Source organism: Arthrobacter sp. zg-Y877, from assembly GCF_030373105.1.
GTDB lineage: Bacteria > Actinomycetota > Actinomycetes > Actinomycetales > Micrococcaceae > Arthrobacter_B.
This window is the reverse complement of the sequence record NZ_JAUCPU010000001.1, coordinates 544175-565501: the sequence shown is the minus strand read 5'-3', so window position 1 is coordinate 565501 and position 21327 is coordinate 544175. Positions and strand designations below refer to the sequence as shown.

General features: G+C 65.5%; 23 protein-coding genes. 9 read left to right on the top strand and 14 right to left on the bottom strand.

Annotation, left to right across the window (positions count from 1 at the left end):
* Positions 1 to 23 precede the first annotated feature (23 nt).
* The 5 genes from ctaC to QNO03_RS02600 all read left to right on the top strand — a co-directional run bounded on the left by ctaC (position 24) and on the right by QNO03_RS02600 (position 4687).
* Positions 24 to 881: an aa3-type cytochrome oxidase subunit II gene (gene ctaC, locus QNO03_RS02620; protein ID WP_229948453.1), complete on the top strand. Its 858-nt coding sequence runs from the start codon at positions 24 to 26 to the stop codon at positions 879 to 881.
* Between the two features lie 9 nt (positions 882 to 890).
* Complete coding sequence (ctaD, locus tag QNO03_RS02615; protein ID WP_229948451.1) at positions 891 to 2615, top strand: aa3-type cytochrome oxidase subunit I; 1725 nt, start codon at positions 891 to 893, stop codon at positions 2613 to 2615.
* Positions 2615 to 3016: a cytochrome c oxidase subunit 4 gene (locus QNO03_RS02610; protein WP_289601718.1), complete on the top strand. Its 402-nt coding sequence runs from the start codon at positions 2615 to 2617 to the stop codon at positions 3014 to 3016. The genes ctaD and QNO03_RS02610 overlap by 1 nt, the downstream gene beginning before the upstream one ends.
* A 254-nt stretch (positions 3017 to 3270) precedes the next feature.
* Entirely contained in the window at positions 3271 to 4068 is a 798-nt protein-coding gene (locus tag QNO03_RS02605) for a GntR family transcriptional regulator (RefSeq protein WP_442860249.1), read from the top strand.
* Between the two features lie 61 nt (positions 4069 to 4129).
* The gene (locus tag QNO03_RS02600) at positions 4130 to 4687 is read left to right on the top strand and encodes a hypothetical protein (protein WP_289601717.1); all 558 of its coding nucleotides are present in this window, start codon (positions 4130 to 4132) and stop codon (positions 4685 to 4687) included.
* A gap of 123 nt (positions 4688 to 4810) precedes the next feature.
* On the opposite strand, the gene qcrB is transcribed toward QNO03_RS02600, so the two are convergent.
* The 4 genes from qcrB to ctaE form a co-directional block, all read right to left on the bottom strand.
* Positions 4811 to 6496, bottom strand: coding sequence for a cytochrome bc1 complex cytochrome b subunit (qcrB, locus tag QNO03_RS02595; RefSeq protein WP_289601716.1), 1686 nt, complete (start codon positions 6494 to 6496; stop codon positions 4811 to 4813).
* Between the two features lie 2 nt (positions 6497 to 6498).
* Positions 6499 to 7530, bottom strand: a complete 1032-nt coding sequence (gene qcrA, locus QNO03_RS02590) for a cytochrome bc1 complex Rieske iron-sulfur subunit (RefSeq protein ID WP_229948439.1) — start codon at positions 7528 to 7530, stop codon at positions 6499 to 6501.
* An 85-nt stretch (positions 7531 to 7615) separates the two neighbouring features.
* Entirely contained in the window at positions 7616 to 8416 is an 801-nt protein-coding gene (qcrC, locus tag QNO03_RS02585; protein WP_229948437.1) for a cytochrome bc1 complex diheme cytochrome c subunit, read from the bottom strand.
* A gap of 83 nt (positions 8417 to 8499) precedes the next feature.
* Positions 8500 to 9138, bottom strand: coding sequence for an aa3-type cytochrome oxidase subunit III (ctaE, locus tag QNO03_RS02580; RefSeq protein ID WP_229948434.1), 639 nt, complete (start codon positions 9136 to 9138; stop codon positions 8500 to 8502).
* 160 nt (positions 9139 to 9298) lie between these two features.
* Between ctaE and trpD the strand changes: the two genes are divergently transcribed.
* On the top strand, positions 9299 to 10345 hold the full coding sequence (trpD, locus tag QNO03_RS02575; protein ID WP_229948431.1) for an anthranilate phosphoribosyltransferase: 1047 nt from the start codon (positions 9299 to 9301) through the stop codon (positions 10343 to 10345).
* A 37-nt stretch (positions 10346 to 10382) separates the two neighbouring features.
* On the opposite strand, the gene QNO03_RS02570 is transcribed toward trpD, so the two are convergent.
* The 5 genes from QNO03_RS02570 to QNO03_RS02550 are packed head-to-tail and all read right to left on the bottom strand — an operon-like array spanning position 10383 to position 13607.
* Complete coding sequence (locus tag QNO03_RS02570; protein ID WP_289601712.1) at positions 10383 to 10664, bottom strand: Lrp/AsnC family transcriptional regulator; 282 nt, start codon at positions 10662 to 10664, stop codon at positions 10383 to 10385.
* A 49-nt stretch (positions 10665 to 10713) separates the two neighbouring features.
* Complete coding sequence (locus QNO03_RS02565; protein ID WP_289601710.1) at positions 10714 to 11136, bottom strand: DUF3054 domain-containing protein; 423 nt, start codon at positions 11134 to 11136, stop codon at positions 10714 to 10716.
* A complete protein-coding gene (locus QNO03_RS02560) occupies positions 11133 to 11738 on the bottom strand; it encodes a TetR/AcrR family transcriptional regulator (protein WP_229948428.1) in 606 nt (201 codons plus the stop codon). The genes QNO03_RS02565 and QNO03_RS02560 overlap by 4 nt, the downstream gene beginning before the upstream one ends.
* Positions 11739 to 11763: 25 nt before the next feature.
* Positions 11764 to 12465 carry an ABC transporter ATP-binding protein gene (locus tag QNO03_RS02555; protein ID WP_289601709.1) on the bottom strand — a complete coding sequence of 234 codons (702 nt, stop codon included), beginning with the start codon at positions 12463 to 12465 and terminating at the stop codon, positions 11764 to 11766.
* Positions 12462 to 13607 carry an ABC transporter permease gene (locus QNO03_RS02550; protein WP_289601708.1) on the bottom strand — a complete coding sequence of 382 codons (1146 nt, stop codon included), beginning with the start codon at positions 13605 to 13607 and terminating at the stop codon, positions 12462 to 12464. The genes QNO03_RS02555 and QNO03_RS02550 overlap by 4 nt, the downstream gene beginning before the upstream one ends.
* A 216-nt stretch (positions 13608 to 13823) precedes the next feature.
* On the opposite strand from QNO03_RS02550, the gene QNO03_RS02545 reads away from it, so the two are divergent.
* A complete protein-coding gene (locus tag QNO03_RS02545; RefSeq protein WP_289601706.1) occupies positions 13824 to 14918 on the top strand; it encodes a lysylphosphatidylglycerol synthase transmembrane domain-containing protein in 1095 nt (364 codons plus the stop codon).
* On the opposite strand, the gene QNO03_RS02540 is transcribed toward QNO03_RS02545, so the two are convergent.
* The 5 genes from QNO03_RS02540 to QNO03_RS02520 form a co-directional block, all read right to left on the bottom strand.
* Positions 14864 to 15649: an SDR family oxidoreductase gene (locus QNO03_RS02540; RefSeq protein ID WP_229948417.1), complete on the bottom strand. Its 786-nt coding sequence runs from the start codon at positions 15647 to 15649 to the stop codon at positions 14864 to 14866. The genes QNO03_RS02545 and QNO03_RS02540 overlap by 55 nt on opposite strands.
* Before the next feature lie 37 nt (positions 15650 to 15686).
* Complete coding sequence (locus tag QNO03_RS02535) at positions 15687 to 16034, bottom strand: UBP-type zinc finger domain-containing protein (RefSeq protein ID WP_229948415.1); 348 nt, start codon at positions 16032 to 16034, stop codon at positions 15687 to 15689.
* 142 nt (positions 16035 to 16176) lie between these two features.
* Positions 16177 to 17418, bottom strand: coding sequence for an RNA polymerase sigma factor (locus QNO03_RS02530; RefSeq protein ID WP_289601705.1), 1242 nt, complete (start codon positions 17416 to 17418; stop codon positions 16177 to 16179).
* Between the two features lie 13 nt (positions 17419 to 17431).
* Positions 17432 to 17875, bottom strand: a complete 444-nt coding sequence (locus tag QNO03_RS02525; RefSeq protein ID WP_289601704.1) for a YciI family protein — start codon at positions 17873 to 17875, stop codon at positions 17432 to 17434.
* 131 nt (positions 17876 to 18006) lie between these two features.
* Positions 18007 to 18390, bottom strand: a complete 384-nt coding sequence (locus QNO03_RS02520) for a VOC family protein (protein ID WP_229948408.1) — start codon at positions 18388 to 18390, stop codon at positions 18007 to 18009.
* A 180-nt stretch (positions 18391 to 18570) separates the two neighbouring features.
* Between QNO03_RS02520 and QNO03_RS02515 the strand changes: the two genes are divergently transcribed.
* Positions 18571 to 20373 carry an AfsR/SARP family transcriptional regulator gene (locus tag QNO03_RS02515; protein ID WP_289601702.1) on the top strand — a complete coding sequence of 601 codons (1803 nt, stop codon included), beginning with the start codon at positions 18571 to 18573 and terminating at the stop codon, positions 20371 to 20373.
* Positions 20374 to 20432: 59 nt separating this feature from the next.
* A complete protein-coding gene (locus QNO03_RS02510) occupies positions 20433 to 21263 on the top strand; it encodes a class I SAM-dependent methyltransferase (protein WP_289601701.1) in 831 nt (276 codons plus the stop codon).
* The last annotated feature ends 64 nt before the right edge of the window (positions 21264 to 21327 follow it).

The window sequence follows — 21327 nt, the reverse complement described above, 5'->3', positions numbered from 1 at the left end:
CGCAACAAGAGGAAGGGCCGTCTGTGAGTTCGCAGGACCGAACCAGCAGCCGACGCGCCAGGATCTTAAAGATCTCAGCCGTAACGTCGGCCGGCGCGTTGTTTTTATCGGGGTGTTCATCGGAGGCTCAAACGGGCTGGTTGCCGTCGGACCGCGACACCACTAACCACACCGGCCGCATTATTGACCTGTGGGTCAACTCGTGGATTGCCGCACTGGCGGTTGGTATCCTCACCTGGGCTTTGATCCTGTGGTGCATGGTTGCCTACCGCCGCCGCAAGAACGAGACCGGGTACCCGCGCCAGCTCAGCTACAACCTGCCGCTGGAAATCTTCTACACGGCCGTCCCGCTGTTCATGGTTTTGGTGTTGTTCTACTTCACCAACCAGGACATCAAGGCGATCAATGCGACCAGCGATGACCCGGACCGGGTCATCATTGACGTCCGCGCCAAGCAGTGGTCCTGGGACTTCAACTACGTCAACGAAGACAAGTACTACCAGGGCACGCAGGTCAACCTCGACGGCACCGAAGTTTCGGCCGACGAGTTCCCGACCCTGGTGCTCCCCGTTGACCAGACCATCGAACTGCAGCTGAACACCCGCGATGTGCAGCACTCCTTCTGGGTGCCTGCCTTCCTGCAGAAGATGGATATCTACCCCGGCCGCACCAACGTCATCACCCTCGAAACCGGCAAGACCGGAACCTTCGACGGTAAGTGTGCGGAGCTGTGCGGCGAGTACCACTCCGAAATGCTCTTCAACGTAGAGGTAGTCTCCGAGGCGGAGTACGACCAGTACGTGGAAACCCTGCCTACCGGCCAGGTCACCGGCGACTACGACCGGCAGTACAACTCAGAATCAAGCGAAGTTAGGAGGTAGGAGGACGCTATGACTACTCTCGAATACACTTCGGAAGATTCCAGCACCAGGGTTGCACCCCGCGTAGTACCCGTCTCCAAGGGACGCATCGTCGTCAGTTGGATCACCTCCACTGACCACAAGACGATCGGGTACATGTACCTGATTTCGTCATTCATCTTCTTCTGCCTCGCAGGCGTGATGGCCCTGGTCATCCGTGCGGAGCTGTTTGAACCCGGTATGCAGATCCTGCAGACCAAGGACCAGTACAACCAGCTGTTCACGATGCACGGCACCGTGATGCTGCTGATGTTCGCCACCCCGCTGTTCTCCGGCTTCGCGAATGTCATCATGCCCCTGCAGATCGGTGCACCCGACGTCGCCTTCCCGCGGCTGAATGCCCTCGCGTTCTGGTTCTTCCTCTTTGGCAGCACCATTGCAGTGGCCGGCTTCATCACCCCGCAGGGTGCCGCGTCCTTCGGCTGGTTCGCCTACACGCCGTTGTCCAGCACCACGTTCTCTCCGGGTGTGGGCGGTGACCTCTGGGTCTTCGGCCTGGCTCTCTCCGGCTTCGGCACCATCCTCGGTGCGGTCAACTTCATCACCACGATCATCTGCATGCGTGCCCCGGGCATGACCATGTGGCGGATGCCGATCTTCACCTGGAACACCCTCGTGACGGCCATCCTGGTCCTGATGGCGTTCCCGCCCCTGGCGGCAGCACTCTTCGCCCTCGGCGCCGACCGCCGCTTCGGAGCGCATATCTTCGATCCCGAGCGTGGCGGTGCCATCCTGTGGCAGCACCTGTTCTGGTTCTTCGGCCACCCCGAGGTCTACATCATCGCGCTGCCGTTCTTCGGCATCGTCTCCGAGATCTTCCCGGTCTTCAGCCGCAAGCCGATCTTCGGCTACAAGGGCCTGGTGTACGCCACCATCGCCATTGCAGCACTGTCGGTGACTGTCTGGGCGCACCACATGTACGTGACCGGCGCGGTCATGCTGCCGTTCTTCGCCTTCATGACCATGTTGATTGCGGTGCCCACGGGCGTGAAGTTCTTCAACTGGATCGGCACCATGTGGCGGGGGTCCATTACGTTTGAGACGCCCATGCTCTGGAGCATCGGCTTCCTCATCACGTTCCTCTTCGGTGGCCTGACCGGCATCATCCTGTCTTCCCCGCCGCTGGACTTCCACGTCTCGGATACGTACTTCGTGGTCGCCCACTTCCACTACGTCATCTTCGGCACCGTCGTATTCGCCATGTTCGCCGGCTTCTACTTCTGGTGGCCCAAGTGGACCGGCAAGATGCTCAACGAACGCCTGGGCAAGATCCACTTCTGGCTCCTGTTCTTCGGCTTCCACGGCACCTTCCTGATCCAGCACTGGCTGGGCGTGCTCGGTATGCCGCGCCGCTACGCCGACTACCTGGTGGAAGACAACTTCACCGCGATGAACCAGTTCTCCACCATCGCCTCCTTCGTCCTCGGTGCTTCGATGATTCCGTTCTTCTGGAACGTGTACATCACCTGGCGCCATGGCAAGAAGGTTGAAGTGGACGATCCCTGGGGCTTCGGTGGCTCGCTCGAGTGGGCGACATCCTGCCCGCCGCCGCGCCACAACTTCACTTCGCTGCCCCGGATCCGTTCGGAGCGTCCGGCCCTGGACCTGCACCACCCCGAGCTGCAGCAGCACGTCACTGACGATTCCGCCGCTGCCAAGGTATTCGGCCCCGGCGACCGGAAGGAAAAGGTCTAATGAAGGTTGAGACTAAGCTCTTTGCTTACATGACGCCGTTCTTCATCGTCGTCGGTGTTGTCTACGGCTACCTGGTCGAGTGGACGGAACCCGTTGGGTATCTGGCACTCTTCCTCACCGGTGGTATGTCCGGCATGATCGCCTACTACATCGGCTTCACCGGCAAGCGGATTGGGCCCCGCCCCGAGGACCGCCTCGACGCCGAGATCCACGAGGGTTCCGGCGAGCAGGGCTTCTTCAGCCCCTGGAGCTGGTGGCCCCTGCTGCTGGGTGCCTCCGCAGCTATCGGCTTCCTGGGCATGGCAGTGGGCTGGTGGATCCTGTACATCGGTGCCGGCCTCGCCGTCGTCGCACTGGTTGGCTGGGTCTTCGAATACAGCCGCGGAAACCACGCCCACTAGGGCAGGCATTAGCAACAACATACGAAGGTAGGACCCGCAGGAAACTGCGGGTCCTACCTTTTTGTGTGCCGGTGCGGCGGCGGGCAGGCGGTGAGGCACGACCGGTGTGGGGGAGCGGCGGCCCGTCCTGAGCCCCGGGGGAGTGGTGGACGGCGGCAAGCCGGTATTCTGGGACGGCAGCAGTTTTCCCAGCCGAAGGGGCAGAGTCGAAGCATGCGTAGTAACGGTCTTCCTGCCCGTCCGGGATGCCTGCGGTGAGTAACCGCCGGCTGCGCCTGATTACCGAGGGCATCGACCCTGCCGCGGGCGTTGCCAAGCACGTACAGCTCCAAGGCATCCTGCGCCGGTTTGTCGAAACGCATGCCGGGGCAGGGGAGATCATTCCGTCGGAACGGGAGCTCTCCGAGCACTTCGCCGTAGCCCGGATGACCATCCGGCAGGCAGTCGACGCGCTGGTTGCCGACGGCGTCCTGGAGCGCGTCGTCGGGCTGGGCACCTACGTCGCCCGCCCGAAGATGGACCTGCAGGTACAGCTGACCTCCTACTCGGAGGAAATGCACCGCCGCGGCATGGTCCCGGACGCCCATGTCCTCAGCTTCGAACAGATCGGCGCCTCACAGCTGGTCGCACGTGAACTCCAGATCGAACCGGGCCAGCCGGTGATCCGCTTCCGCCGGCAGCTGCTGGCCGACAGTGAGCCGATGAGCGTCGACGAAAACTTCATCCCGGCCCACTACGTTCCCGGCATCCTCGAGGAGGAGCCGCCTACATCGCTCTACAACGTGCTGAGCGAACGCTACGGACTGGTCATGGAGTGGGGCGAGGACACCATCGAGGCGACGGCAGCCTCTGCTTCCATCGCGCGCCTGCTCAACGTGGAGCTCGGCGCTCCGGTGCTGAAGATCCAGCGCCACGCGTACGTGTCGCGGGCGATGGTGGATTATTCGGTGTCTTATTACCGCGCCGACCGTTACAAGCTCTGGGTGCCGCTCCAGCGTCCCGGAGTGCGTACTCCGCGTTCATACCACCCGCACCGGCACCCAAACGCCTGAGACCCCCCCGGGAGCCTGCTGCGCCCCGGTTAGACCCCACTGCAGGAAGAGGAACACCACTATGGTCACCATTCGGATGTACAAGCGCGACGACGCGGGGGTGCTCCATTTCCGGGAAGCACTCTATGACGAGGATGACGGGCAGCTGATGCTGACCTCCGGGCCGGTGGGCTACGAAGGGTCAGCCAAGGTCCAGGACGTGGCGCCGGAGGCCGCCGAAGATCTGCTGCACGCCTTCGCCGTGGCCTCGGAAGAGGACGGTTACGAGGACATCCAGCCCGCAGACCAGCACTGGGTGATTGTCCAGTACGCGCTCAAGACCGCGACGGGGACCGAGCGGGACCGGTACCTCGAACACAAGGCCACCCAGGCCATCACCTCCTACTTCCTGTGGCGGGGACTGGGCGAGGTGGACCACACGGAGTTCGCGCCGCACAGGCTCAATATCTACTGCCTGGTCCCGGACGTGAAAAAGGCAGTGGCCGGGCTGAAGGTGGTGCTGCGGGATCCGCTGCTGGACTTCACCAAGCTGACCATCGGTTCGGCGCCCGTGTCGGACCCGGCGGCACTGAAGCAGCGCTACCCGCTTCCCGCGAAACGCCCGTTCACCCTGGCATAGCGGATCCCCCCGGCCGTGCCCCCAGAACTGGCACCGCAGGACCGGGGGAGCGGAAGCAAGACATAACAGAAGGGCCCGACCGGATCATCCGGTCGGGCCCTTCTGTTATGTACGGTTGCTCAGTTACCGCTGTTCGATCGATGCCTGGTCGTCGGCCTTGGCCTCAACCTCGGCAGGCGATTCGTGGTGGTGCGCATTCTCGAGTTCGGAAGGCGTCACCGGTGCGACACGGTCTTCGAAGAAGAAGTGCGACAGCTTGGCGCGGCGCTTTTCCTTTCCGGAGATCTTGCCGTTGGCGTCCGGCTGGGCCGGGATCACCTTGTGCGAGTCGAAGTCCACCAGGCGGTAGCGCTTGTACTCGTCCAGCGGCTCATGGACCTCGATGTACTCACCGTGCGGGAGACGGACAATGCGTCCGCTCTCAACACCGTGCAGGACAATCTCGCGGTCCTTGCGCTGCAGCGCCAGGGCGATGCGGCGGGCGATGATGAAGCCCAGGACCGGACCAACGAAGAACAGTACCCGCAGCCAGTACGTCACATCGTTCAGTGACACGTGGAAGTGGGTGGCAATGAGGTCCGAGCTGGCGGCTGCCCACATCACGCAGTAGAACGTGATGCCTGCGACGCCGACGGCGGTCCGGTACGGAGCATTGCGCGGGCGGTCCAGCAGGTTGTGGACACTCTTGTCCTTGGTCAGCCAGGCTTCGATCCACGGCCACGTGAACAGCAGCGTGAAGACGAGGCCTGCAGGGCCCAGGGCGGGCAGCAGCACGTTCAGCGAGAGCGTGTTGTCACCCCACGGGAACGGAATGACCCACTCCAGCGGGAACGCGCCGATGAAGCCGGGCATCAGGCGCAGGGCGCCGTCGACCCAACCGATGTACCAGTCAGGCTGGGTACCGGCGGACACGGGGGAGGGATCGTAGGGACCGTAGTTCCAGATCGGGTTGATCGTGAAGAAGCCCGCAATGATCGCGATGATGCCGAAGACGATGAAGAAGAAGCCACCGGCCTTCGCTGCGTAGACCGGGCCCACCGGGTAGCCGACAACATTGTTGTTGGTCCGGCCCGGACCGCGGAACTGGGTGTGCTTGTGAATGACCACCATAAAGAGGTGGATGGCAATCATCAGCAGGATCAGCGCCGGCACCAGGAGGATATGCAGCATGTACAGACGGCCGATGATCGCGGTACCCGGGAACTCACCACCGAAGAGGAAGAAGCTGATGTACGTACCAACCACCGGAACCGACTTGATCACACCATCGATGATGCGCAGGCCGTTGCCGGAGAGCAGGTCATCGGGGAGGGAGTAGCCGGTGAAGCCAGCCGCGAGGGACAGGATCAGCAGGACGCCGCCCACCACCCAGTTGAGTTCACGGGGCTTGCGGAAGGCGCCGGTGAAGAAGACGCGGAGCATGTGCACCGAGACGGCTGCGACGAACAGCAGGGCCGACCAGTGGTGCACCTGGCGCATAAAGAGGCCGCCGCGGACATCGAAGGAGATGTTCAGGGAGGACTCGTAGGCCACGGACATTTCCACGCCGCGCAGGGGCACGTAGCTGCCTGCGTAGTGTGTTTCGGCCATGGACGGGTCGAAGAAGAACGTCAGGAACGTTCCGGTCAGCAGCAGGATGACGAAGCAGTACAGCGCGACTTCACCGAACATAAAGGACCAGTGGTCAGGGAAGACCTTGCGGCCGAATTCCTTGACCATGGCGGAACCGCTGACCCGGGAGTCAACGAAGTTCGTGATGCGGCCCAGACGGGTTTTGGCCTCGTACGGGGTGGCAGAGGGAACACTCATGGTTAGCCACGCTCCCAGTAGCTCGGTCCGACAGGTTCGTGGAAGTCGCTCTGGGCGACCAGGTAGCCTTCGTCATCGACGGCGATCGGCAGCTGGGGCAGCGCGTGCCCCGCCGGACCGAAGATGACCTTGCATTCCTGCGTCACGTCGAAGGTCGACTGGTGGCAGGGGCACAGAAGGTGGTGCGTCTGCTGCTCGTAGAGGGCAACAGGGCAGCCGACGTGCGTGCAGATCTTGGAGTAGGCGACGATGCCGTCCACTGCCCAGTCCTCGCGCCCGGGGGACGGGTTAAGGTCCTCGGGGTTCAGGCGCATCAGCAGGACGACGGCCTTGGCCTTTTCCTCCAGCTTGTGCTCGGGCAGGTCGTTCAGGCCATCGGGGATGACGTGGAAGGCCGAGCCCAGGGTGACATCCGAAGCCTTGATGGCCGTGCCGCTGGGATCGCGCGTCAGGCGGGTGCCCTCTTTCCACATGGTGTGGCGGAGGGTGTTGCCCGGAAGCGGACCCAGGTCGCGGAAGACGGCGATAGCCGGCAGCGGTGCCAGGATCATGGCGCCGAGGAGGGTGTTGCGGATCAGCGGACGGCGCTTGATGCCCGTTTCCTCGATGATGTCCCCAACCATCTTCTCGGCAATGACGCGGTCCTCTTCGGGACGGATTTCATGCCGTTCTTCCACGATTTCGTGGTCCGGCATAAGCGTCTTGGCCCAGTGGACAATGCCGACGCCGATGCCAAGCATGGCGAAGGCGGTGCCCAGTCCCAGGAGGATGTTCTGCAGCCGCAGCTCGGCGATGCTGGCATCGTCCAAGTGGATGCTGAAGTATCCGATGAAAAATACGATGGTGCCGATGATCGACACGATGAACAGGCTCGCCACCTGCCGCTCCGCCCGCTTTTCGGCGCGGGGGTTTGTGTCGGCTAGACGAGGGCGGTGTGGGGGAAGTCCCGGATCCTGGAACTTCTCCTCATCTCCCTGGCCAGCCGTAGCGACGGTGCCCGAGGTGTTCGGACTGCCGTGACTATGGTCGCCCATGATCCCCCTCATCCTTCTCTGAAAACTGCATTTATAGACCTATATGTAACTGTGATGTCACCCGTGGAGGTGAGCGCGGCTGTGGCTAGGAAGACCGGGAGGTCAACCAGATGGTGAAAGCGATGATGATTCCCAGACCAGCGGTCCAGATGAACAGACCCTCGGATACCGGACCCAGGGAGCCCAGCTGGGCTCCACCGGGGGAGCCGCTGGACTCGATGTCCTTCAGGAACGTGATGATGTCCTGCTTGTCTTCGGGGGTGATGTTGGTGTCGCTGAAGACAGGCATGTTCTGCGGACCCGTGACCATGGCCTCGTAGATGTGCTTTTCGCTGACGCCGTCCAGGCTCGGAGCGAACTTGCCGCGCGTCAGTGCGCCACCGGCGGCGGCGGCGTTGTGGCACATGGCGCAGTTCACGCGGAAGAGCTCGCCGCCGTTGGCGGATGCTTCTTCATCGGAGGTGTCGGCCTCAAGGTGTTCCGAGTCCGGAACGGAGGGGCCGGCACCAAGGCTGGAGACGTAGGCGGCCAGTTCAGCGGTCTGCTCGTCGTCGAACTGGACGGGCTTCTCCTGGGCCTGGGGGCCCTGCATGGCCATCGGCATACGGCCGGTTCCGACCTGGAAGTCGACCGACGCTGCGCCGACGCCTACCAGGGAGGGGCCGTTTTCCGTACCGGTGGCTTCAATGCCGTGGCACGTTGCACAGTTGGCGACGAACAGCTTCTCGCCCTCGTTGACGTCTTCGGCAGTGTACGTGGTGGTTGCAGCCTGGGCCTGGTTGGCTCCGTTGGCTACGGCATAGAGACCACCCGTAACGAGGAGTCCCAGCAGCAGCAGCGCGACTGCTGCGAGGGGATGGCGCCGCCTTTGCGATAGTGCCTTCACTTCGTAGTTCCTAACTTATGTGGTCTTTGGGAAACAGGTGCCACTTTGAAGTATTTCGTGGGGGTGCGGGTCCTCAAGCAGTGTTACTTGAGGAAGTAAATGATGACGAACAGGGCAATCCAGACCACATCAACGAAGTGCCAGTAGTACGAAGTTACGATCGCCGAGGTTGCTTCGAAGTGTCCGAAGCGCTTGGCGGCGTAGGCACGGCCGATGATGAAAAGGAACGCGATCAGGCCGCCGGTCACGTGCAGGCCGTGGAAACCGGTGGTCAGGTAGAACGCGGAACCGTAGGAGTTCGACGAGAGGGATACACCTTCAGAGACGAGCATGGCGTATTCGTAGGCCTGTACGGAGACGAAAATCGCTCCGAGTACGAAGGTCAGCAGGAACCACTCAGTCATGCCCCAGCGGGAAAGCTTCAGGAGCCCTCCGGTGCGGCGTGCCTGAAGACGTTCTGCGGCGAAGACGCCAGCCTGGCAAGTGAAGGAACTGGAAACAAGGATCACCGTGTTCACGAAAGCGAACGGGACGTTCAGCTTCTCGGTCTCCATGGCCCACAGGTCGCTCGAGGTCGAGCGAAGGGTGAAATACATGGCGAAGAGAGCAGCAAAGAACATCAGTTCGCTGGAGAGCCACACCACGGTTCCTACGGAAACCATATTGGGGCGGTTCAGCGTGGGGTGAGCCGGGGTACTGGGGGCATGGGTCGCTGTTGTCACATAGACATTATGGCGGTAAAACTGCCCAGTTCTCCAACAGATCAGGGCCAACGGCGCGTCCCCAGCCGACCCCGCCGCCCCGGATCCCTGTATTGGCGCGGAAATAGCCGTCCCAGAAAGAAATCAGCATTTTCTACGAATCGTAGATAACCTAGGGTGTGTGACTACGATTCCGAGTTCCGGTGACACCTGGCCGAGCCTGATTACCGCGCTGATCAGCCGCGAAAACCTCTCCACCGAGCAGACCCGCTGGGCCATGTCCACCATCATGGCGGGCAACGCCACCGACTCGCAGATTGCGGGGTTCCTGGTCGCCCTGCGGGCCAAGGGCGAGACCGTGGACGAGCTCACCGGGCTGGTCGAGGCAATGGTCGCCAGCGCGCGGCCCATCAACATTCCGGGAGAGACCCTGGATATTGTGGGCACCGGGGGAGACCGGCACAACACCGTGAACATCTCCTCCATGGCGGCACTGGTATGTGCCGGGGCGGGGGCGAAGGTGGTTAAGCACGGTAACCGTGCGGCGTCGTCGGCCTCGGGGTCCGCGGACGTGATTGAGGCGCTGGGGGTCCGGCTGGACCTGTCCGTCGACCGGGTGGCACAGGCCGCCGTTGAGGCCGGGATCACCTTCTGCTTCGCCCAGGTCTTTCATCCGTCCATGCGCTTTGCCGCCGTGCCCCGCCGCGAGATGGGCGTGGCCACGGCCTTCAACTTCATGGGGCCGCTGACCAATCCGTCCAATCCCAGTGCCTCCGCCATCGGCGTCGCCGACGCCCGCCTGGCGCCGCTGATGGCCGGCGTACTGGCCCGGCGCGGGGTGCGGGCCCTGGTGTTCCGCGGCGGTGACGGCCTGGACGAGATGACGACCACCGGTGTCTCCACTGTCTGGGAGGTCCGTAACGGCACCGTAGAGGAGTCCGTAGTGGATCCCCTGGATCTCGGGATCAGCCGGGCCACGCTGGAGGACCTGCGGGGCGGTGACGCCGCCGCTAATGCCGCGGTGGTGCGCAGCGTGCTGGCGGGGGACAAGGGGCCGGTACGTGACGCCGTCGTGCTGAACGCGGCCGCAGCCCTGGTGGCGCTGGACCGGGATGCCGACGGGCCGCTGACCGACCGCCTCGCCCGCGGACTTGTCCGTGCGTGTGACGCGATCGACAGCGGTGCCGCCCAGGCCGCGCTGGACCGGTGGGTGGCCGTCACCCAGTAAGCGGGTCCGGGCCGCCGGCAGTGGTCAGCGGATGCGACTAGCTGTCGAAGCCGAGCGAAAAAGCTGCGTCGAGGTCGTGCTGGGAGTAGGCACGGAAGGCAATCTGCGTGGTGGTGCCGATGACGCCGTCGACCTTGGACAGGCGGTTGGCAATTGCGTCGGCCAGGTCCTCGTGCCGCTGCACCCGGGCGATGGCGATCAGGTCGTATTCACCGGTCACGGAGTAGACCTCGCTGATGCCGTCGATCTCGGAGATTTCCTCCGCGCATTCCGGGATCCTGGCGGAGTCGGTCTGGATGAGTACAAAAGCGGTGATCATGGCGGGGCCTTCCTAAACGCGGTGGTGTCGACTGCTGCTCTCTTTGAGCCTAGTGGATGGAACGGTGCCGGCGGCCGGAAATCACGGTCCACACCAGGCGCTGGCCCAGCAGAAACACGCCCAGCACCACGAGGGTGACCATCTGGAAGCTGACGGCGGTTCCACCCCCGGCCAGTGCGCGGAGGCCCAGGCCGGCGGCGACGGTTCCCAGCCAGATGATGGTGCCTGCAGGCCACAGCTGCGCCGGACGGCGCCAGGCGCGCATGGCCCCCCACGAGAGCAGGCAGGCGATGAGGAACGGCAGTGCGGTGGCGAGGATGCCGGGTACGGTCAGGCCATGTTCGTGACTTTGCCGGCCGAGGGCGGCAAAAACGATGATGAGGACGAGGTCCAGCCCCAGCACTGCCGGCCATCGTGCGGCGTTGACGGTGTTGGCGGCGGGGGTGGCGGACGGTGCGGCAATTCGGGTCACGGAGAGTCCTCCGGTGCGGTAAGGGTGCGGTTTTCGCGGACGTAGGGGCCGAGGAGTTCCCGAACACGGTCCTCGACCATCTCCGGCCCGGTGCCCGATTCCAGCAGCCGGGTGGACGAATGCACGATGGCGTTGATGAGTTCGGCCGTCACCAGCGGATCCGGAACGCCCATCGCGGTCAGCGTCTCCACCAGCGGAGTGAGCAGCTGGCGGTGCATCATGGCACTTTGGTTGTCGAGTTCCTCGCCCGGGGCGACGGCGGCCAGCGCGTTCCCGACGGCGTGCTCACCCTCCGCCACCAGGCGGATGTTCGTGAGCACGTAAGCCATGATGCGGTCAGCGGGTTCCGGCTCCGCATCCATTGCTTCCCGCACCCGCTGCGTCCAGCGCGGGAAAACATCCAGCACCAGGGCATGGAGGAGGTCCTGGCGGGACTTGTAGTACTGGTAGGCGCTCGGACGGGCAAGGCCCGCCAGCGCAGCCACGTCGGCCATGCTGGGGGCCTCGCCGGTGCGGGCCAGGAGGGTGCGTGCCGCGTCCAGCAGCGCCCGCTGCTGTGCCGCCCGGTGTTCGGCCACCGTGGGCGCAGTGATTCGGGGCACTTATGGCCTCCTGTTCGTGCTCTGGCTAGCTTGAGAGGCGTCCATCCACCATCTCGACGACGCGGTCGCAGTGGTGCAGGACGTCATGATCGTGCGTCACCATAACTGTAGCAACGCCGCGCTCATGGGTTTCCCGGGCGAGCAGGGCAACCACTTCCTGGCTGCGGGCGCGGTCCAGTGCGGCGGTCGGCTCATCCACCAGCAGCAGCGACGGCCGGTTCACGAGTGACCGCGCAATCCCGACCCGCTGGCGCTCCCCGCCGGAGAGTTGGTCGGGGCGGCTGCGGGCCTTGTGCTCCATGCCTACGGCCGCGAGGAGTTCCAGGGGATCGAGAGTGTCCCGGGAGCCCGCAAGCTTCTGTATCAGGCGCAGCTGTTCGGCGGCATTCAGTGCCGGAATCAGGTTCCCGGACTGGAACACGAAGCCGATCTCCTGCAGGCGGAACCGCGCCCGGGCTGCTTTGCTGAGCGAGCCAAGGTCCACGTTGTTCACCCGGACGGTCCCGGAATCAGGGGTGGTGAGGGCTCCGGCCACGGCCAGTAGGCTGGACTTTCCGGCCCCGGACGGGCCGACGACGGCTACCATCTCGCCCGGCCGGACGCTGAGGGAGACGTTATCCAGGGCCTGAACCGTGCTCTCGCCGTCGCCCAGGGCTAGGTTGGCCGACTCGACCAGCAGTCCGCCGGTACGCGTGCCGGCATTGCGTTTTTCGGTTGCGGTGCTCATCTCTGTCCTCCAAGGGCTGCCAGGGGATCTACGCGGGAAATCCGGACGATGGCCAGGGCGGCGCCCACCAAACCCAGGGTGATCGTCAGGACCGTGGCCGTCAGGATGGGAGTGGCCTCAAGGGCGAAGGGCATGGCCGTACCTCCCAGTCCGGCACCCATGGCGAGGCCGGCCAGTATGCCGACGATGGTGGAGGCGACCAGGATGATGGCCGCCTGGAGCAGCCCGTCACGCAGCAGGTATCCGGTGGAGGCGCCCACGGCGCGCAGCACCGCGAGTTCATGCTTCCGCTGGATGGTCCAGACCGTGAAGAACGCGCCCACCACGAGGGCACAGATGGCGTACAGGAAGATCTGGATCATTTCCAGGGTCATGGTTTCGGCGGAGTAGCCGGGGGAGGCGTTGAAGGATTCCGCCCGGGTCGAGGTGACTGTTCCGGCGGCTTCATCTCCGGCGGCGAAATCGATCTCCACACCGTCGGCTGCCTTCAGGGCAATGGTGCTGGCGGTGTCGAAGTCGACGCCGGACACGGTATCAGCAGTCGGTGCCCCGGGGGCACTCTGTCCGCTGGCCAGATACTGCCAGGTGTCCAGCGGCAGGTAGGCCAGGTCAACGTGCCCGAAGGTCTCCTGCCCGTCGGTGTAGCCCACGACGGTCAGTTCGACGCCGATCCGTTCCAGGGTGACGACGTCGCCGATGTCCAGGCCTTCGTCGGCGGCGGTGGCGGAAACGACGATCTCGTCGGGGGCGGCAATGCTGCGGCCTTCACCGACCGTCGGCGCCAGGAGGGAACCGTCCTCGATCCCGAACAGCGCCAGGTCCACCTGGGTGCCGTTGCCGGTGGTGCCGTTCATCATGGCGGTGCCCATCAGGGCGGACTCCGCGACGCCGGGCTGTTCGGCCCACACCGCAGCCTGGTGCTCGTCCACCACACTGCGGGAGAAAGCATTGTCGGTTTTGGTGCCTTCATTGAAGGCAAAGGCGGTTGCCGGCATGGCCTTCAGACCGGACACGCCGTCGTTAACGAGTCCGGAGGACAGACCGGACAGCAGGACCATAAGTACGGCAATGAGCGCGACGACGCCACCCATCAATCCGAACCTGGCCCGGGCAAAGCGCAACTCGCGCAGCGCTAGGAACATCGGAACCCCTTGATTGAATCGGAACGTTGCCAACACGGTGTTGGTAACATACCAACATAATGTCAGAAAGAGTCGCCGGGGTGAAATGCGCACCCTGCACTTGCCGGGGCCGGGGGGTGGCTGACATAGATGCAGTTCGTCTGCTGTGCTTGTTCCATGCCCAGGCATGGAACTTCGGCACGCGGCTCCGGACGTCCGGCCCGATGGTGGAGGTACGTGCGTCGGCTGGGCATAGTGGTGCTGCTGGTGCTGATTTTTGAATACGTCGTCCTGCCGCAGCTGGTGGGCGCCGACAATGTGCTCCGGTCACTGGTCCGGTTGCCGCTGATCGTGCTCGTCGGGGCCGTGTGCCTGGAAGTGGGCTCCTGGCTCAGCTACAGCGCCCTGACACGGGTCGTGCTGCCCGGCACCTCGCGGCCCTCTTATTTCACGCTGGTACGGATCGACCTGTGCGACACCGCCGTCAACCATGTGGTCCCGGGTGGGGGGACGACGTCGGCCGCAGCCCGGTTCCGGCTGCTGACCCTGGCCGGGACGCCGCCACAGGATGCGCTCAGCGCCGCCACCATCCAGGTTCTGGGTGCGAACCTGGTGCTCGGCGCCTTGTTCGGGCTGGGGTTGCTGTCCATGCTGGGGAAGGTGAATACGAGCCGCGACTACGCGGCCGCCGGGATAGTGGTGCTGGTGCTTTTCGCAGCGGTGGTGGCGCTGCTGACCATCCTGGACCGGCACCTGCAGGGGGCGGTGCGCACAGCGCGCGCGGTGGCGCGGGCGGTTCCGGGGCTCCATGAGGACTCCGCCGAGAGGTTTGTCCGGACGGTGGCAGATGAAACACGGATGTTCCGTGCCCACCCGCGCCGGCTGCTGGCCGGGATCTCACTGGCAACACTGCGGTGGATCCTCGATGCCGCCTGCCTGTGGGTGTTGCTGGCCGCGTTCGGCCACGTGCTGGGGCCGGGCGAGCTGCTGGTGGCTTATTCGCTGGCGGGGCTGGTGGCGATGGTTCCGCTGACCCCCGGTGGGGTGGGCCTGGTGGAAGGGCTGCTGGTGCCTACGCTGGCGGGCTTCGGAACGCCGTCGGGCATCGCGGTCCTGGGCGTCCTGTCGTGGCGGATCATCCAGTTTTGGCTGCCGATCCCGGTGGGGGCGCTGGCCTATCTGTCACTGCGATTTGGGGTGCTGCGCCACGAACACCGCAGACGCCGGGAGATAGTCCTCACCGGCGCCCGCGGTGCCGCGGCTCAGCAGGCGGGCACTCAGGACCAGATGTCGTCCCCGCGCAGCGTGGCGTCGGCGCCGCCGTCGGTGTAGATGGTCTGTCCCGTGGTGTGGGTGTTCTCCTCGGAGGTCAGCCAGACCAGGAGACGGGCGATGACCTCCGGTTCGGAGTGGCCGTTCAGCGGCATGGGCACATTGGCATCCACCATGGCCCGTCCCTCAGGAGTGGACAGCAGGTCGCGCGTCATGGCGGAGGTCACGGTGCCGGGTGCCACGGCGTTCAGCGGGATGCCGGCGCCGGCAAAGGCGGGGCTGATGCTCTCGCGGCGGACCCAGCGGCTCAGGGCACGCTTGCTGGAGGGGTAGTTCAGGTAGCCGGTCTGGGGACCGGCGTCGGCGAGCTCCTGGCCGATCCGCAGGGCTTCCTCTTCGTTGCCGGCGAGCATGGCGTCGACGAGTTCGGGGGAGTTGGCCTGCAGGCTGGCCATGGAGCTGACGACGGCGGCGCGGGGTGCGCTGCTCTTCGCCAGGGTCGGAGCCAGTTCGGTCAGGAAATCGGTGACGCCGAAGAAGTTCACGGCAACGGTGATCGGGGCGGGGGCGGAGATGCCGGCGCAGGCGATCACGGCGTCGACGTTGCCACCGGCAAGTTCAATAGCTTTGGCGACGGCGGCGGAGCGGCCCTCGGGCTTGCTGAGGTCCGCTTCGACGTCGGCGTTGCGCAGGTCGACACCGATGACGGTGTTGCCGCGCTCCTTCAGGATGGCGGCGGTGGCTGCTCCGATGCCTGAAGCTGATCCGGTCACAATATAGGTTCTAGTCATGTTTACAGTGTAGACCTGTCAGGCCTGCCGGTGGGCTTCAGTGGAGCAGTTGCTGCCAGTCCGCGGGCACCCGGTCGGCGGGACCGGGAACGGACTGCCCGAACGGATGGTGTGCGGGCGGGGCCAGTTCCGGTCCGGCGAAGACCGAGGAATCCGCGTAGTTCCAGAACCAGTCCTCGCCGGGCTCGAAGCTCCGGATCACGGGGTGTCCGGTCTGCTGCTCGTGCAGGGTCGCGTGTTGCCCGGGGGAGCTGTCGCAGCAGCCGATGTGCCCGCATTCGGCGCACCGCCGTAGGTGGTACCACCACCCCTGGAGCTGGTCGCATTCCACGCAGCCGGGACCGCTGGGCGGTACTTCCTGGTTGATGCCGGGCAGGGGATCCATAAGGGTGCTCCTTCCGTGTTGCACAGCTGTCGGTGCGCCGGCGGAACTGCCGGCTCCGTGCACTCCACGCTAGCCATCCGGCCGGCCCGCCAACAGGTGCAAGGTTTCCGGTGGCGCCTGACGACCTGCAGATGGTGTCCCCTTAGAGGGATGCCGCCCGGCGTTGCAGCACCTCGCGTTCGCGGAGGTTCTTGGCGAGGCGTGCGGCGGTGGTGAATTCCGCACGGGCTTCGTCGGTCCGGCCCAGGCGCGCGAGCAGTTCGGCGCGCACACTGGGCAGCAGGTGGGACCCGGACAGCGTTCCCTCCAGGCCATTCACGATGGCGAGGCCCGCCTCGGGGCCGGTGGCCATCGATACCGCTACGGCACGGTTGAGTTCGACCACCGGGCCGGGGGAAATGCGTGCCAGCGCTTCGTAGAGGACCACAATGCGCGGCCAGTCGGTGTCGTCGGCGCGGGCGGCGGTGGCATGGCATTCGGCGATGGCCGCCTGCAGGGCGTAGCTGCCCCGGGCTCGGCCCAGTCCGCCCGCCAGACGGTCGGCGCGGGCCAGTGATGCCCGGCCCCGCTCTATCTGTGCCCGGTCCCAGCGGGTGCGGTCCTGGTCCGCCAGCAGGACCGGACCGCCGTCGGGACCCGAGCGGGCAGCGAAGCGCGAGGCGGAGAACTCCATCAGGGCGACCAGGGCATGTGCTTCCGGTACCCGCGGAATAAGACCGGTGAGGATCCGCCCGATCCGCAGTGCCTCGGCTGCAAGGGCCGGACGGGTCCAGGTCTCTCCGGTGGTTGCCGCGTACCCCTCGGTGAACATCAGGTAGATGACGTGCAGGACGCCGCGCAGCCGCGGCGTCCATTCATTGGGTTCGGGCGGCTCAAAGGGAACCCGGGCGGCGGCAAGGGTTTTCCTGGACCGGACAATGCGCTGCTGGACCGTGGCCACCGGCACCAGGAACAGCCGGGCTATCTCCTCGGTGCTGAGCGAGCCCACCACCCGCAGCGTCAGTGCTATCTGCGCTTCGGTGGAAAGCACCGGATGACAGGCGGTGAAGAGCAGCCGGAGCACGTCGTCCGGCAGTGGGTCCCACTCCGGGGCGGCCTCGTCCTGAATCCCGCGTGCCAGCAGTTCGTAGCGGTCCTGCAGCAGGCCGGCCCGCCGCCACCTGTCAATGGCCCGCCGTTTAGCCACGGTAGTGATCCAGGCGCCGGGGTTGCGGGGAATGCCTGTCCGGCTCCAGGCGACCAGCGCGTCGGCGACGGCGTCCTGCGCCGCGTCTTCGGCCAGGCCGACGTCGCCGGTCACCCGTGCCAGGGCGGCAACAATCCGGGCCCCTTCGATGTGCCAGAGCGCATCGACCCGACCCCTGACTGCTGCAGGCTGGTCCACGGCTACCTGTTTTCTACTTGTTTTCCGCGTTCAGCTTCTCTTCTTCCTGCCGCCACAGCTCTTCCTTCTGGATGTATTCGTTGTCCGCAAAGTCGGCGAAATCGGACGCTTCCGTCACACGGCGGACTTCCAGCTTCGATCCGGGACCCAGCGGGCAGCGGCGGGCCCACTCGGCGGCTTCCTCGCGGGAGCCCACCTGCACAATCCAGAACCCGTTGAAAAGCTCGTGGGTTTCGCCGTAGGGGCCGTCGGTGATCAACGGCGGATCCTCGGCAAAGTCCACCACGAATGCGCTGCCTTCGGAGATATCCGCCAGGCCTTCACCGCCCAGCATGACGCCGGCATTGATCATGGATTCGTTGTAGGCGCCCATCTGGTTGATGATCTGCTCGAAGGGGATGTCCTTGGAGGCTTTCACTGCCTCGTCGGTGGCCCGCATGGTGAACATGTACTTCATGGCACTCTCCTTGCTGTCTGATTCCTGGAAGGTGCTGCTGCGCCTCCTACTATGACGTCGAGCGGGCAGGATGAATATCGACAGCGCGCAAAAAATCTTTTCCTTCTGGCTGCCTGAGGGCCCGGGCGGAACTATTGCGCGAGCTCCCAGATATGGCCGTCCGGGTCCTGGAAGCTGGCGGTACGGGGACCCCACGGCCGGTCCATCGGCCCGTTAAGCAGCCGCACCCCGCGCCGGACAAGGTTCTCGCACAGGGCGTCGACGTCCCGGACCGGAACGGTCAGCTGGAAGCGGCAACCGGCTCCGGCGCCGCCCACCTCAGCGGGAGCGATCAATTCGGGCGCAGCCGTCGTCACCAGGAGGTTGACGAGGACGTCGCCGAACTTAAAAACCACCGAGTCCTCGTCTTCGAAGATCACTGGAAGGCCAAGGATGTCCTGGTAGAAGTACTTCGCGGCGGCAGTATCCTCGACGAACATCGTGACGGCGGCGATGCCTGTGGCCCATGGCTGCATGCGAAACTCCTCTGTCTGGCTGCGATGCTCCATGCGGCACGGTAACTTCACCGGGGCCGGCACGCAACGGGCAGCGGAGGCCCGGTGGTTCCCGAAGTTCCCTGTGCGGACGACGGCGTTGTCCGCACCCGATTGCGCCCGGCCTTCCGGGCCGGGAGGCGGGGTTCTACAGTGTGGTGCATGGCCGTGATTCAGGTGCGCCTCCTGGGGCAGCCGTCAATCGAGTGCCCGGCCGGTGACGGGAGGCAGCCCCGTGGCCGGAAGGGCTGGGGGCTGCTCACTTACCTGCTGCTGCACCGCACTCCCACACCGCGCGGCCAGCTCGCCGCGATGCTGTTCCCCGATGCCGGGGATCCACTCGGGGCCCTGCGCTGGCACCTGTCGGACCTGCGCCGCGTGCTGGGTCCCGGCTCGGTGCTGCAGGGCGATCCGCTGATCCTGCGGCTGCCGCCGTCATCGTCCTGCGACGCCGACACCGCCACACCCTGGTCGGCGGACACCCCGTCCGCCGAACTGCTCGAGCGGCTGGAGTTCGCTGACTGTCCCGGTTTCGATACCTGGCTGACCGTGGAACGCCACCGGCTGCGGCACTTCGTCGAAACAGCGGCCTACGAAAGGGGCTTGGCTGCCCTCGCCGACGGCAATACCGGAAGTGCCGTGAAGTTCGCCGCGCAGGCCGTCAGCCTGGACCTGCTCAACGGGGACTTCCACGCCCTGCTTGTCCGCGCCCTCCTGGCCGGCGGGGACCGCAGCGGAGCCCGGGAGCAAGCCGCCCGGTGCACCCGCCTTTTTGCCGAACACCTTGGTCTGGGCATGCCCGCTGAAGTCCAGCAGGCACTGGCCGCCCCGGATGTCAGGATCAGCGCCCTGCCAGCCACCGGCGTCGCGGTCAGGTCCTACCTGGAAGCGGCCGCGTCCTGCCTCGCCGCCGGTGCCACCGCATCCGCACTGGCGCACCTGCGGGTGGCCGGCGGCCTGGCCGAACGGACCGGGGACCGCCAGCTGCAGGCCGAGGCGCTTCTGGCCCTCGCCGGCGCCCTGATCCACGGTGCCGGCGGCCGCGGCGCCGAGGTCGCCGACCTCCTGCACCGCGTGGTGGCACTCTCCGGGCCGGACGGCAGCCCTGCCGTGCAGGCGGCCGCGTACCGGGAACTGGGATTCCTCGCCGTGCAGCGCGGCTTTCCGGCGAGCGCGCTTCGCTGGCTGGACCGGGCGTTGGCGACGGCGGCGGGACTGGCGGACGAAACGGCCAGGGTGTTGGGCGTCCGCGGCATGCTGGCCACCGATACCGCTGACTATCCCGCAGCCGCCGATGCGCTGGGCAGATCGGCGGGATTGAGCACCGGCAACCACCGGCAGGAGGTGTTTGCGCATGCCATGCTGGGCCGGCTGTACCTGCTGACGGGGCAGCACCGCACCGCCGCTGAGGAACTCGACGCATCCCTGGTGCTCCTGGCACGTGAGCACTGGGCCGCGTTCCGGCCGCTGGTGGAAGCCCTGCGAAGCGAGGCATACCTGCTTTCCGGTGCTTCTTCGGAGGCGGAGGAGATGGCCGACCAGGCGGTCGCGCTGGCCGAGGCGATCGGGGACCGCTGTTATCTGGACGCGGCGTTCCAAGCCAAGGCCCGGGTCCTGCTCGCTGCCGGCGAGCGGGCTGCCGCGGGAGAGTGGATCCGCCGCGGGCTCCGCCCCGATCCTTGGTACCGCTGGTTCCGGGGACGGAACCTGGACCTTGCCTGCACTGTGGCGCTGCATTCGAATCCGCCGCTGGCACTCGGGTACGCACGGGAACTAAGTGAATTGTCCAGCCGCTACGGCCACAATGAACTCACTGTCCGGGCCTATTCTTTCCGGGCGGCGCTGGGGGACTCGGCCGTGGAAACGGCTATTCCGCTAATGGCCTCCCGGATAACCAATCCCCGGCTGCGGGCCGATCTGGCCGGCCTTGCACACGGCACCGCACACGCCGGGGTCGAACACTGAGAGGGTCAGAGAGCACAGGGGCGGGATGTAAGCCCCGCAAACACAAGGACGTGAGGATCATGACGGAAACGCAAACCAGTCCCGACCGGGAACTGAAGGCGAGGCTCCGGGCGGTGTGGGCGCTGGGGAACTACACAGCCGTGGCCACCGAGATCATTCCCGGCCTGGGGCCGGTGCTGGTGGAGGCCTGCGCCATTACGGACCGGGATGAAGTCCTGGACGTCGCGGCAGGTACGGGCAACGCAGCAATTCCGGCCGCGGAGACCGGCGCCAACGTGACTGCCTCGGACCTGACACCGGAACTCCTGGAATCGGGCAAACGGATAGCGCAGTCCCGGGGAGCGCACCTGAGCTGGGTGATGGCCGACGCCGAATCGCTTCCGTTCGCGGACGGCTCCTTCGACGCGGTGATCTCCTGCGTAGGAGTGATGTTCGCCCCGCACCATGGGCAGGCGGCGTCGGAAATGGCGCGTGTGTGCCGGCCGGGCGGACGGATCGGGCTGATCAACTGGACCCCGGAAGGTTTCATCGGGCGTATGTTCGCTACCATGAAGCCGTACGCGCCGCCTCCGCCTCCCGGAGCGCAGCCACCGCCATTGTGGGGAAACCCCGAGCATGTGGAGTCGCTCCTGGCGGGCAAGGTGCAGAATTTCACAGCCGCACGCCGGACCCTGCGTGTTGACCGGTTCGAGACGCCGGCGGATTTCCTGGGCTTCTTCAAAACGAATTACGGTCCCACTATTGCGGTGTATAAATCGCTTGGGGACAGCCCGGACCGCGCTGCTGCACTGGATGCGGAGCTGCTGGACCTGGTGAGCCGTTTCAGTTCCGGCGCCGGCACTACGGCCATGGACTGGGAGTATCTGCTGGTCACCGCGCGTCGCGCTTAGGGGAGTGGGATGGGGGAGCGGCCCTGGGTCCGCGCCGCGCACAGGTCCCACTGCCTGCGGCGCA